The organism is Periweissella cryptocerci, from assembly GCF_004358325.1.
Lineage (GTDB): Bacteria > Bacillota > Bacilli > Lactobacillales > Lactobacillaceae > Periweissella > Periweissella cryptocerci.
In genome coordinates this window covers 2,258,918-2,272,608 of record NZ_CP037940.1, presented here as the reverse complement: position 1 = coordinate 2,272,608, position 13,691 = coordinate 2,258,918, and the positions used below count along the sequence as shown (strand labels likewise).

General features: G+C 40.5%; 10 protein-coding genes. 1 reads left to right on the top strand and 9 read right to left on the bottom strand.

All coding sequences use genetic code 11. From position 1 onward, the window contains the following. From EQG49_RS09910 to map, 7 genes are all read right to left on the bottom strand, one after another. On the bottom strand, positions 1-867 hold the full coding sequence (locus EQG49_RS09910; RefSeq protein ID WP_133363828.1) for a bifunctional 5,10-methylenetetrahydrofolate dehydrogenase/5,10-methenyltetrahydrofolate cyclohydrolase: 867 nt from the start codon (positions 865-867) through the stop codon (positions 1-3). Positions 868-1,074: 207 nt separating this feature from the next. After that, complete coding sequence (gene recA / locus EQG49_RS09905; RefSeq protein ID WP_133363827.1) at positions 1,075-2,145, bottom strand: recombinase RecA; 1,071 nt, start codon at positions 2,143-2,145, stop codon at positions 1,075-1,077. Between the two features lie 87 nt (positions 2,146-2,232). After that, positions 2,233-3,495 carry a competence/damage-inducible protein A gene (locus EQG49_RS09900; protein ID WP_133363826.1) on the bottom strand — a complete coding sequence of 421 codons (1,263 nt, stop codon included), beginning with the start codon at positions 3,493-3,495 and terminating at the stop codon, positions 2,233-2,235. 379 nt (positions 3,496-3,874) lie between these two features. Next, positions 3,875-4,687 (bottom strand): ABC transporter permease, encoded by an 813-nt coding sequence (locus EQG49_RS09895; protein WP_133363825.1) that lies wholly within the window; start codon positions 4,685-4,687, stop codon positions 3,875-3,877. Between the two features lie 22 nt (positions 4,688-4,709). Then, positions 4,710-5,693, bottom strand: coding sequence for an ABC transporter ATP-binding protein (locus EQG49_RS09890; RefSeq protein ID WP_133363824.1), 984 nt, complete (start codon positions 5,691-5,693; stop codon positions 4,710-4,712). Positions 5,694-5,797: 104 nt separating this feature from the next. Then, positions 5,798-6,433: a sugar transferase gene (locus EQG49_RS09885; RefSeq protein ID WP_133363823.1), complete on the bottom strand. Its 636-nt coding sequence runs from the start codon at positions 6,431-6,433 to the stop codon at positions 5,798-5,800. Positions 6,434-6,546: 113 nt separating this feature from the next. Continuing rightward, the gene (map, locus tag EQG49_RS09880; protein ID WP_133363822.1) at positions 6,547-7,338 is read right to left on the bottom strand and encodes a type I methionyl aminopeptidase; all 792 of its coding nucleotides are present in this window, start codon (positions 7,336-7,338) and stop codon (positions 6,547-6,549) included. A 311-nt stretch (positions 7,339-7,649) separates the two neighbouring features. On the opposite strand from map, the gene EQG49_RS09875 reads away from it, so the two are divergent. After that, the gene (locus tag EQG49_RS09875; protein ID WP_133363821.1) at positions 7,650-8,888 is read left to right on the top strand and encodes an aminopeptidase; all 1,239 of its coding nucleotides are present in this window, start codon (positions 7,650-7,652) and stop codon (positions 8,886-8,888) included. A 459-nt stretch (positions 8,889-9,347) separates the two neighbouring features. On the opposite strand, the gene EQG49_RS13985 is transcribed toward EQG49_RS09875, so the two are convergent. Together EQG49_RS13985 and EQG49_RS14185 are read right to left on the bottom strand one after the other, a co-directional pair. Further along, on the bottom strand, positions 9,348-11,264 hold the full coding sequence (locus EQG49_RS13985) for a DUF5776 domain-containing protein (RefSeq protein WP_243115705.1): 1,917 nt from the start codon (positions 11,262-11,264) through the stop codon (positions 9,348-9,350). 813 nt (positions 11,265-12,077) lie between these two features. Then, the gene (locus EQG49_RS14185) at positions 12,078-13,460 is read right to left on the bottom strand and encodes a DUF5776 domain-containing protein (RefSeq protein ID WP_423245962.1); all 1,383 of its coding nucleotides are present in this window, start codon (positions 13,458-13,460) and stop codon (positions 12,078-12,080) included. Positions 13,461-13,691: the final 231 nt, after the last annotated feature.

Below are 13,691 nucleotides of genomic sequence, written 5' to 3'. Positions count from 1 at the left end.
TTAGCCTTCGTTTTCAATCTTCATGTGTGACTTTGCCAATTCAACTGTCGTTTGCATTAATGTCGCAATCGTCATTGGACCAACGCCACCTGGCACTGGGGTAATGTAACTAGTTTGTTCGTGTACATCTTCAGCCACGTCACCAACAAGGCTACCATCATCCATACGATTAATACCCACATCAATCACCACGGCACCTTTTTTCAAATTATCTGGTTGTACAAAATTAGGAATGCCAACCGCAACCACGACAATGTCAGCCGTCGCTAGCAGATCATCTAAATTTTGAGTAAACCGGTGTGCCAAAGTAACTGTGGCGTTTGCATTATTTAACATCGCCATCATTGGTCGGCCTACCAAAATTGAACGTCCGATTACTAAGGCTTGCTTACCCGCAACATCAATATCGTATTCTGCTAATAACGTCATGATTCCACGAGGAGTGTTAGCTACAGGGTAATATTGATGTTTATTGGCAAACAACGCACCGATGTTATATGCGTGGAATCCATCAACGTCTTTACTTGGTAAAATGGCTTCTTGAATCCGGCTTTCGTTAATTTGCGCTGGCACGGGTGATTGTACCAAAATGGCATCAATCGCTGGATCAGCATTCAATTCGGCAATTTTTGCCAACAAGGTAGCTTCAGTAGTATCAGCTGGCATGTTAATTGTTTGCGAATCAATGCCTAACTTTTCAGCAGCTCGTTGCTTGTTACGAACATAGATTTGTGAAGCTGGATCTTCGCCCACTAACACAACTGCTAACCCAGGTGTCACACCCAAATCCATCAACTTTTCAACTTCAACTGCAACCTCAGCTTTAACTTTTGTGGCAATTGCTTTTCCATCAATTTTAACTGTCATTAATCCACGTCCCCTTTTAACGTATTCGCAACTGTCAATTTGGCAGTTACCACACTTTCTTGTAATAAATTCATTTCTAAATTATACCATTTATACTGCATATTCCGGCTGATAATGAATATTTTATTACTTAAAAAATAACTAAATTTATCTTTCTCGTGGTATCAAAAAAGCCGGACTATTGCCCGGCTTGTATTAATTTGTTGCTTATTCTTCTTCAAACAAATCAGTTGACGCAGGTTCTTCAACAGCGGCAGTGGCATCAGTGACTTCTTCAACCACGTCACCAATTCCATATGCACCACGGACACGTGCATAAATGTCTTCACGCATTGCTGCATGTTCTTCTGCATCAAGATACTTCTTAACGTTTTCACGCCCTTGACCAATTCGTTCACCGTTGTATGCAAACCATGAACCAGACTTATCAACAATATCTTTATCAACAGCCAAGTCAATCATTTCACCAGTTTGTGAAATACCTTCACCATACATGATGTCAGTTTCAACAACCTTGAATGGAGGCGCTACCTTGTTCTTAACGACTTTAATTTTTGTGTTGTTCCCAATAACGTCAGTACCGTCTTTAATTTGAGTAGAACGACGAACTTCCAAACGGATTGTGGCATAGAACTTCAATGCCCGACCACCAGGGGTAGTTTCTGGATTACCAAACATCACCCCAACTTTTTCACGAATTTGGTTGATGAAAATAGCAATCGTTCCAGTCTTGCTAATTGAACCAGAAAGCTTACGCAGTGCTTGTGACATCAAACGAGCTTGCAAACCAACGTGAGCATCACCCATTTCACCTTCGATTTCAGCGCGGGGTACTAAAGCTGCTACTGAATCGACAACTAAAATATCAATTGCTCCTGATGAAACCAAGGCATCGGCAATTTCCAATCCTTGTTCCCCAGTATCCGGTTGTGACAACAATAATTCATCGATGTTAACACCCAAATTAGCAGCATACTTAGAGTCCATGGCGTTTTCAGCATCAATATAAGCTGCAGTACCACCAGCTTTTTGAATTTCAGCTACAGCGTGCAAAGCCAAAGTCGTCTTACCTGAAGATTCTGGACCATACACTTCAATAATCCGACCCTTAGGATAGCCACCAACACCTAATGCAATATCAAGCTTTAATGATCCAGTTGGCACAGTTTCAACTTGGGTTTGAGCATTTTCACCCAGACGCATAATTGAACCTTTACCAAAACTTTTTTCAATTTTTTTAAGTGCAGCATCAAGGGCTGCTTTACGTTCATCTGCCAAGAATGGTTCCTCCTAGTTCTTTTGCATTTCTATATCTATTATATTACCGGTACGTTCGGCAAATTGCAAGTATAATCGAACAAACGTTTAAATGTTTTTTACCATTGGTAACTGCAATAATTTTCGCCGAACAATATCTAAACCTGCCATCACGGCGCGCTCACGATTACGCTGGCGATCACTACCAAAGTGGTACAAATACGCTTCTGATGCCCGATTGCGGGTTGCCAAGCCAATCCAAACTGTTCCAGCTGGCTGCCCTTCAAGTTCCCCTGACGCGACCCCGGTGAAACTGATTGCAATGTCTGTATCCAACTTTTCGCGGGTTCCAGCGGCCATTGCTTTAGCTGTTTGTTCGCTTACGACACCGTATTGATCCACTGTCGCCGGTGACACCCCAACAAGTTGTTCTTTTGCAGTTGGTGCATACGTGACAAAACCACCTGGAAAGACTGCTGAAATCCCCATTACATCAGCTAACGTACTTTGAAACATCCCCGCCGTTAAACTTTCGGCTGCACTGATGGTTACGCCACCATCAATTAGTAACTTTCCCACTGTTTCGACTAGCGAACTATCATCACCATAGGCGTAGAAATACTCACCAACAATTGCCAACACTTGAGCTTCCATCTCATCGAGTAATTTAGTTGCATTTGCCTCATCCACGGCATGCGCCGTTAACCGCAATGTCACCTCATGTGCTTTGGCATATGGTGCCATCGTTGGATTTGTTTGTTGATCAATTAAGGTAGCTAACTTGGTTACTAGCCGTGACTCACCAATTCCGTAAAAACGTAAAACCCGCGACAACAAAGTTCCTTCATGATGATATTGTTGTTGCAACAACGGTACTGCGTATTTTAATAACATTGGTTCCAATTCCCAAGGTGGCCCCGGTAACAGCAACACGTCCGGACCATTGGGATTTTTATAAAAACTACCCACGGCAAAACCGGGTTCATTGGGAAGTGCAATCCCGGCTGCCAAATACAATGCTTGGAGGCGATTGTTTTCAGCCATGGGACGACCAGTTTCCGCGTGCCATGCTTCGATTTTATCCATTGCTGCTTGATTAACGGCTAAATTTTGGTCGACAAATTTGGCTACTGTTTGCTTAGATAAGTCGTCAGGGGTTGGCCCTAAACCACCAATCGTAATAATCAAATCAGCTCGTTGACTAGCAATTTCAAGGGCACTCAGCAACCGCTCCTCATTATCACCGACCACCGTTTGAAAATGCGTATCAATATCCAATGCCACTAGTTCGCGCGCAACTAGCGGACTGTTCGTGTCTGTAATCTGTCCCAACAGTATTTCTGTGCCCACTGCAATAATTTCAGCCTGCATTTCGTGACCCCCTTATTAATAATATACGTGTCTAACTCAGTTAATTTTTAATTTAGTTCAATTTTAGCAGAAATTCGCCAACAAAAGACTGAATACTTTAATTTGCAGAATCCCCGCTCCTAGTAACGATGCATATAGCAAAAACTTACTCTATTTGTTCTAGCGTGGGATTCTCATTTCTGTACTTTTCACTCATCGAATTACTGAGGTTCTATTGTCAGTGTTTTTTCATGCCACTGTGGCCCATAGTTGGTACCTGTTTTTCGCGAGTTTGAGCATATGTCTAACTAACGCAGTGGCCAATTTTATTCAATCCCACGTCAGACGAAATACAACAAAAAAACGCCACTGAATATGATATCCAGCGGCGTTACTAATATTAAATAAAATCAATAAATCGTGAACGGAACTTCATGTGAAGGTGGCTACCAACTAAGCCTAAACCAACCACAAATGCCCAGAACATTATGGTATATTGGATTCGGTCTGCTGACCAGAACCAAGATTGTGATAAGAATGAATCACGCATCCCGTTAACCACGTAGAAGAATGGGTTTAACTTGATAACATCCGCAATCTTAGGTGGCAATTGACTAATATTCCAAATGGCACCAGATGCCCAGAACAGCAAACGCATCACTGAAGTCATCAACATCTTGTAATCAGGAATCAACACGTTAATTGTTGCATTGAAAATCCCGAAGACAAACATCAAAGCTGTCATTGCAAAGAAGTAATAGAAGAATTGCAAAATGTGCGTTGTAATTGGCACACCTGCTACCAACATTGATACAAATGAAATTGCCATCATCGCCCAGAATGAAGTTAATTCACTCACGTAGCGCACAGTTGGTAAGATACTAATTGGAAATTTCATCTTAGAAACCATGGCAACTTTACTAGTGATACTAGAAATACCGGCCATAAATGAACCATTCATGAAGAACCAAGTTGAAAGTCCAAACAACATCCACACAATATATGGTACCCCTGCTTCAGGATCACCATTGCTCTTCAATCCTAAACCGAAAACCAAGTAATAAGTCCCAACTTGGAACGCTGGATTCAAAAATTGCCATAGCATCCCAAGATAGTTACCTTGGTTATTGGCTTTATCTTCATAACGAGCAAGTCGCATGATAATTCCCATGTGACTCAAGTGCTCTTTTATAATTTCAAATAATTCTTTCAAAACAATCGTTTCCCTTCGTCAATTAATGGAATGTCATGTACGCAACTACAAACCAAAGTACAGTGAGCGCAGTCCACAATACCAACGTTGTTGCTGGCATTTTATCACCAGAAATAGCGCTAGCCGTCAATATTTTAGCATCCGTTGCTGAATAATCATGCTCGGGATCATTTTCAATATTCTTGCGTAATTGTTCAACTGTAAATTCTTTTTGTAATTCCTTTTGTGCGGCTTGATATTCGCCCTTTTCAGACTTAGGAAGCTTCTTAAACCAAGAATTCCATTCCTTATAGTGCGCAAGGACTTCTGCAGTTGGTCCAAATTCCTTTAATTCACCGTACTGAATCCACGCTGTTTTATCAGTGAACATTTCCACTTGTGACATCACGTGAGAAACGAAAAAGATTGTCTTACCTTGTTCACGGAATTCGACCATCTTATCAAGTGCTTTTTGATAGAAGGTTTCATCACCAACTGACAAAGCTTCATCAATAATTAAAATATCAGGATCATCATAGGCCGCGATTGAAAAACCAAGTCGTGACTTCATCCCTGATGAGTAACTCTTAACCGGTTGGTCAATAAAATCGCCCAAATCAGCAAAGTTAATCACATCTTCCATATGTTGCGCAATCTCGGAATTAGTCATCCCCATCATCAATGATTTCAAGTGGATGTTTTCACGTCCCGTCAATTGACCACGCAAGCCGGCCCCAATCGCAATGATTGAAGTTTCACCATTAACTTCAAGTTCACCAGAAGTTGGTGGGATAATCCCACTAATAATGTTTGAAAGCGTTGATTTACCAGAACCATTAACCCCGATAAGACCAATTGTTTCGCCTTCATAAACATCAAAACTGATTCCCTTTAATGACCAGAAACTTTGGAGACCATTACTAAATGGATTAAAGAGTGCTTTAACTTTATCTGACTTTTTGACTAATAAGTCATATTGCTTCGTGACATAACGTGCACGAACCTTTAATTTACGTTCTTCAGCCAAAACTTATTCTCAACTTTCAATTTTATAATCAAAAAATAAACGAGTTTTACTATACCACCTAAAACAAATAGTAGCTAACAAAATCACCTTTGCTAATTGTTTTTTTAGAATGCACCATCACTTTTAATAATTGAAAAGATTGTCATAAACATGATTTTTATATCAAATCCAAGCGAGGCTGCCTCAACATAGCTTAGCTCTAAATCAGCACGTTCAGGGTATTCAATATTACTCCGACCGCTTGCTTGCCATAGTCCCATCGCTCCAGGTTTCACGGATAAAAACATAGCCACCCGTTCCTCGGTATGATATTCAACTAGTTCATCTTCCACGATTGGTCGTGGGCCAACGACACTCATTTCACCCTTTAGAATATTAATAAATTGTGGAATTTCATCGACCGACGACTTCCGTAACCACGCACCGAACTTGGTAATCCGGGGATCTTCTTCTGTGGGTAACTTATAACCATTCGCCACAAATTTAGCGTACAATTCCTTATTCGCATGTAAAACTTCATCAGCATTGGGAATCATTGAACGAAATTTGTAAATATAAAACATTTTATGATTTTTCCCAACGCGCATTTGTTTATAAAAAATTGATTGTTGGGGGTCAGCAAATTTATACAGTGCGACAATCAATAAGAAAATCGGACTAAGAAGGATTAGCGCAATTAGTGACAAAATAATGTCAGCAATCCGCTTAAAGAATAAATAAATAATTGATTGAGCTCGCATTGCGTTAATTGCACTTTCCTTTCCTAAATTTACTGCATCTTTTGTATTCTATGCTTTCATTCCCTTACATACCATCGAGTTTCGGGTACATATATTGGTGAAAGCCAAACCTTTTACAAGTATTTAGCATCAAATACAGCATCTTGTGAAGTTAAAATCTTTGGTCCTTCTTTAGTAATCGCAATAGTGTGTTCAAATTGAGCTGAATATGAGCCATCTGTGGTCTTTGCAGCATCCCATTCTTCATCTTCTTGAATTGGAGCAGTCCGCCAGTCACCACCGGCATTAACCATGGGTTCGATTGTAATAGTCATACCTTCCTTAAGGCGTAGACCTTTACCAGCAGTTCCATAGTGTGGCACAGCAGGGTCTTCGTGCATCGTAGGTCCAATTCCATGTCCGATATATTCACGCACGTCACCAAAGCCCATTTCGTCTTCAATGTAGCCTTGAATTGCCGCACCAATATCACCAATGCGGTTGCCGACAACAGCTTGGTCAATACCAAGGTACAAAGCTTTTTTGGTTGCATCAACCAATCGTTGTGTTTCTGCGCTAACTTCACCGACAGTGAAAGTCCAAGCTGAGTCTGACATCGCACCGTCCAAGTTAACTACAGTATCAACAGTCACAATATCGCCTTCTTTTAAGAAAACACCGTGGCGTGGAATCGCATGACAAACATAGTCGTTAATTGCGACACAAGTAGCCCACTTATAACCAGGAACATCGAGCTGTTCACAGTAACCACCGTGGCTTTCAATATAGTTACGACAGAATACTTCAATTGCCCAACTTTCAACACCGGGCTTGATGAAATCTTTCAATTCATTGTGCATCCCCGCAATTACTGCACCTGAGGTCTTCATTGCTTCAATTTCGCGTGGTGATTTTAAACTAATCATATTTTTCCCCTTCATAATCTTTTCATATTTTTTTCGTTACAGTCAATCTATAATATTATATCAGAAAATGGGGTGATTACACGTTTTTCGTCGTTTGCACCTTCTTTGTAAGTAATATTTAATTATCTGATAATTCATTGATAAAATTAATATTCTCTCATGATATAATGTTAAGAGTTTCAATCAAAAATAAAATATTCTATACATGAGCTACCCCGTGGTTAAACTGCTCCCTATTTTTTATGTAGTGACACAGAACGTGTTTTAACCCCCAGGTAGCTCTGATAAATGAAATACGAGGAGATTCATTCATGACAATTGCTGATTTTGATATTAAACTCGATAAATATGCCGAACTTATCGCCATTACCGGTGTAAACGTACAACCCGGCCAAACCATTATTTTGTACGCTAATGTTGAGAATGCTTACTTCGCACGTAAAATTGTGGACGCTGCTTACAACCGCGGTGCCAATGAAGTTATTGTGAAATGGAGCGATACCCACACAGCTCACGCTTTTCTAGAAAACACTTCAGATGAACGTTTGGAAAACATTCCCGCTTACGTTACTGCTGAAGCAGAAGAACTAATGGGCAAGAACGCTACCCGGATTTCATTACTTTCAGACGATCCCGATGCCTTTGGTGACTTAGACCAAACCCGTGTCGCTAAATTCACTGCCGCCTCTGGTAAAGCCACTCAAGTTATTCGTAAAGCTACCATGAACAACGATATCTCATGGCTCGTCGTTGCCGCTTCTGGCAAAGAATGGGCAGAAAAAGTCTTTCCTGAACTTACTGGTCAAGCCGCAATCGACCGCCTCTGGGAAGAAATTTTCAAAGTTGTGCGCGTTGACGCCACACATAACGCCATCACTACTTGGGATGAACACATTGATACTTTGAAGGAAAAAGCCGCTTGGTTAAACGAAATGAACTTCAAAGAATTGAAATACAAGAGTGCCGTTACTGATTTCACCATCGGCTTAGCAGAAAAACACCTCTGGGAAGCCGCTGATTCTGTTGATCGCCAAGGTAACCTCTTTGTTGCCAACATGCCAACTGAAGAAGTCTTCACTGCTCCAGATTACCGGAACATTTCTGGGACTGTTACTTCAACGAAACCATTGTCATATGCCGGTGTCTTAATTGAAGGCATTGTTTTAACATTTGAAGCTGGTCGCGTTGTTTCAGCCCATGCCGATAAGGGTGAAGATACCCTGTTGCAACTCCTTGATACCGACGAAGGTGCTAAATCACTTGGTGAAGTTTCACTCGTACCTTTCCATTCACCAATTTCACAATCAGGGATTGTTTTCTACAACACTTTAATTGATGAAAATGCTTCTGATCATTTAGCTCTTGGGGCTGCTTATCCATTTAATATCCAAGGTGGAACTAAGATGAGTGCCGATGAATTACACGCATTGGGTGAAAACCAATCACAAACACACGTTGACTTCATGGTTGGTTCAGCCGACATGGATATCGACGGAATTACCTTTGCCGGTGAAGCTGTTCCCGTTTTCCGCAATGGCGATTGGGCATAATTAAATCCTTACTAGAAAGTTGTTCACATGTGGACAACTTTTTTAGTGTCACTGATACACAGTTTATGCACAACCTGACACATGTCTGAATAGTTCTATTTTGTCTAGCGTGGGATTCCCATTTCTGTACTTTTGTTTAAGAGTACTCACGCATCACGAAATATACCTTGGGCACTAGTTTGAACACATCACAAAATCAACGATAACTGATTTGATTGAATCTGTACCCTAGGATTTGCCTGGAAGCAATATTTTAGAGGCCCAGTTGATTTTCGGTCACAACGACTTTTTCGCTAGTTTGAGTATTATTCCTAACTAACGAAGTGCCGGTAAATTTTATTCAATTCCACGTCAGACGGAACAGAGCCAAAATAAGCCGGATTTCTCCTTGTAAGGTAGAAATCCGGCTTATTAACGTGTGACAACAGGCTGCAAAACGCCTTTTATCCACTTCTTATTTTAATCGAGTAACTTGTGTAAATCATACGTGTTAATCAAGCTCACTAATTTTGTTGCATAAGCAGGATCAGTTGCGTAGCGTCCAACGAGGCCTTGTGCTGCCGCTTGGTATGTTTTCGCATTTGAGCGCCATGCACCTGAATAGTAAGTTGATGAGAAACCAGGGCCATTTTTCAACAACTTGGCGTTATCGGTGAATGATGCCTTACCATTTGGATACTTCTTGAAGGCGGCATTAACGTAGTAAAGATTACCTTTGCTATCATATTCGGCCGTCCGCATGATGACAGATTGACCACTGTAAGCACCCTTAATTCCAAAGAAGTTCAACCCTTGCTTTGTCAACGCACTTTGTCCCCAGGCACTTTCAAGAGAAGCTTGAGCCATTTGAATTGAGCCATACAAGCCATAAGACTTAGTCACAGCACGGACATCCGCAGCATATTTAGTAATGAAGTTTGTGGCGTTATTCTTTGACGCGTAGAAACCACTATCATCACTATTAATCGTAACTGCCTTTAATTTGTACGTATAAGCTTTCTTAGTTGCTGAAAGGTAACCACCCTTGACCTTCAAACGTGGTGTGCCACCCTTTGTCCAAGCAACTCCGGTAACATTCACAGCAGTCCCTTTTTTGTAAGCCTTAACCCGTTTTTTGAGGTTAACATCCTTATACAAGTACAATTTCTTAGCAAGCTTAGTTTTGCCTAATTTAATCGTCCAGTAGTTTTGAATGGTCTTAACAATTTTAGTGCGGTAAGATTTTTTACCAGCTGTCACATACAATCCGTTGCTTAACTTGAAACGTGGTACACCATCATTAGTATATTCAAGTGCTTTGATTGCAAAATACGTACCAACGGCAAAGCCATTATTCTTAGTAGAAGCTTCGGCTGTCACATCGCGATAACCGTTGACCTTTTTGGCACTAACTAACTTCTTAGGATTAGTTACATAATAGCTCTTAATATTTTTTGTTGGTACAATCACATTTGCCACGTTAGCAGTCAAATAATGACCATTTGACATTTTCAAACGTGGTGTCCCACCATTTGACCATGCCAACCCAGAAATCTTGACAATCGTTCCCATTTTCACTGACTTAACCTTGTTTTTCAGGTTATTGTCACTGTATTCATTCGTACTTTTCTTCAAAATAACTTGCGTAGGCTTCGATGTTAAATAATTAGCAATGTTACCAGTAATTACCTTATAGCTGCTCTTATCATTTGGAATGTAGCCACCGCTGACTTGTAACATTGTCTTACCAGTCGCTGAAAATGAAACTGACGTAACATTCATCAACGTGTCTTTGGCAACCGTACTTTTAGCTTGTTTCCCTTCGTTATCACTGTAAAGGGTCACGTTCTTTTGCACCAATACGTTCCCAGGATTATCAACGAAAACATTCTTATCATCCACTGCTTGGACGTACTCTTTGTTCCCGCTTATGTAGTAGCCATTGGCGGTCTTCAAGCGTGTGGTACTACCAGATTGAACAATTGGATTAGCGGCTAACGGAATTAATGTGCCCGCCTTAACGAGTGGTGTCACCTTACCCGTAGTTAAATCCGGTTGTTGGTAGTAATAAATACCTTTAGTGTTATTAACAACGACATACTTAATGGCGTTATCGTTCAAGTACGACGCCGCTACAGCCACAATGCCACTAGTAGGTGTATTTGCTGTCGTGTCATTTGTAGCAGTTTTAGCTTGTTTTGAAGATGCCGTAGCTGGTGTGGTGCTGCTACTTGAAGCTGTAGTTGTAGAACTACTTGTGCTACTTTTCGATGTGGCATCAGTTGTCGTAACTTGCGTAGCGTCATCTGCAGAAGCAGCACTAACACCAGCAATCGGTGCTAACACTGAACTTGCTAAGATGACAGCTGTCATGATGCAAATAGGCATTTTTTTCATTGATTTATGTCCTCTAAATTTATATATTTCGTTTAATTAATAATATAAGTCTAACATCTAAATATTGCAGAACTGTTGCATTCTTAAGTACTCGAAGTTCCTTTGATTGCAACAGCATTAAAGAATTAAGAAGATTATGTGAAGTAACACGCAACATACATTTAATGATAGGCATTAGCCGCCATTACATTTTTGCACGAAAAATCTGTGTTTATCACTAATCTTACAAACGCTTCCAAGTATAGCACCCTAGGCAAGCGACGCTACCTCTACACACTTTATCTTAAACAAACCTAAAACAATGACTTCATATGCATCTATTTATTGTAGCGCGGGATTCTCATTTCTGTACTTTTGTTTACGAGAATACTCACGCACCACGGAATATCCCTTAAGCACTATTTTGAGCACAGCACAAAATCAGCGATAACTGATTTGATTGAATCCAGACCCTACGACTTTTTTGCTAGTTTGAGAATTATTCCTAACTAACGGAGTGCCGGTAAATTGCTTGGTGGGCGCAGCCTTTACACCGCGACTGGGGTGATATGTGTGAAACGCATGTCGCCGCTGAGGATGAGCTGAGGAGTCTAGGGAATTTATTCCCTTAGAGTCCCAGCTTATCCGAGTTTGCCAAGACCGCACTTCGGCTTGGCAATGTGCTTCCAGCGTGGTGCGCCAAGTAATTTACTGGCACGCAGTGGCCAATTTTATTCGATCCCACGGGATAGACCCACGTCAGACAAAATAGGGCCTTTATATGCAACAAAAAAACGCCTGCAATCAGACGTTTTTCGCTTAAATCATATTTAATTACATTGCATCATAATATGCTTTAACTAACTTGTAGAAATCTTTCATCGTGTAGTTAGTACCAAACCATTTCTTACCAGATGCTTTCCAGTATGCCACTGGATCAGTATGTGTGGTTCCACCTAACCATTTTGAAACATCATTGTGTGACCAAAGTGTTCCAGTCTTGTTCTTCTTAGCTAATGAAGGCTTTAAGCCATATTCCTTCAAAATGTATGCTGAGTAGTAAGCTGCATTGTTAATTTCTTTAGCGAAGTTCTTTTTCGAGTGAACACGAACTTGTTCAAATTGGATAAAACGTTGGTTAGCTTGGTAACCCGCACCCCATGCCAAGTAGTTTGTATTAGCAATGTTTTCAATTGTGCTACCGTTAACGAAAGTGTGCACAAACGCGTTCTTATAGTGCGCCTTCATGTATTTCACTTCATTTTTTAACGTTGAATTAGGGTTCGCTGTTTCATGAACAACAACCCCTTCAGGCTTGCCCAATCCCCGACGCAACTTATTCTTAGGAAAACGTTTATCAATTTTCTTAACAATCTTAGCGTGCTTGCCGAAGTAATTACTGATGATGTATGAGTTAACCTTGTTAGACCCAGCACTCGCAACAACTGTGTTCTTTTTGTTGGTTGTTAAGTAACCACCCGCCACCTTAAAGCGTGGGTAACCACCATTACTCCATTTCAAACCCTTAATCTTGATTTTTGTGCCTTTTTTTAACTTCTTAACACGTTGATTTTTCTTAAAGTTTTGGTTCTTGTAGATAAAGCTATTCTTCACGATTTTAGCTGAACCTAGTGAAACTGTCCAATAGTTACTAATCTTCTTACCAACTTTACTACCAGTTGATTTAGCGGCCGTCATAAAGCCACCATCTTGTAATTCTAAACGGGGCGTTCCACCATTAGACCACGCAATTCCTTTGACATGCAAAACATCACCGGCTTTTAACTTACCCGTAACAGTTTTAAAATTGTGATCTTCGTGTACATTAGTTGCCTTTTTTACCCCGATGATTTTAGGATTGGTAATGAAATACTTAGCTTCATCAATTGTTGAAGCAACGACCATGTCTTTATTGGCCGTGATGTAGTGCCCATTAGTTAACGCTAAGACTGGTGCATTATCAGCGCCACGATCAACGACACTTTTGATTTGTGCTGCTTTGTTAACCTTAATTGTGCCAACTTTTTGCGTTAAATCAGCATCAGCAAATTCATCAATATTAGTCTTTGCATAAACCTTTGAAATCTTGTTGCCAGGTACATATGTATTAACTGTATCAGCGTTAACCTGTACCCCCGCTAATGGAGCTACGGTAGCACCGGCCAAAATCGCAAGCATAATCGCCGCTTGTGCCACATTCTTTTTTATCTTAATCATCGTTCGTCCCCTTTTTAGCCGTATTTCAAAGTGAAATGAAGTACAACTTTTTTTCAATGACTCATATATTACACGTTCTATGTTGCGAAATGATTGCAGTTGGTTAATATCACAGTGTCGCATGTGTAACTAGATTACGAAAATTGTAAAAATACGCTGAAACCATCCCTTTAATTAAGATTCGATACCAGAACTAACAATTTAACCGCTGTTCGTCATCAGTGATGATAC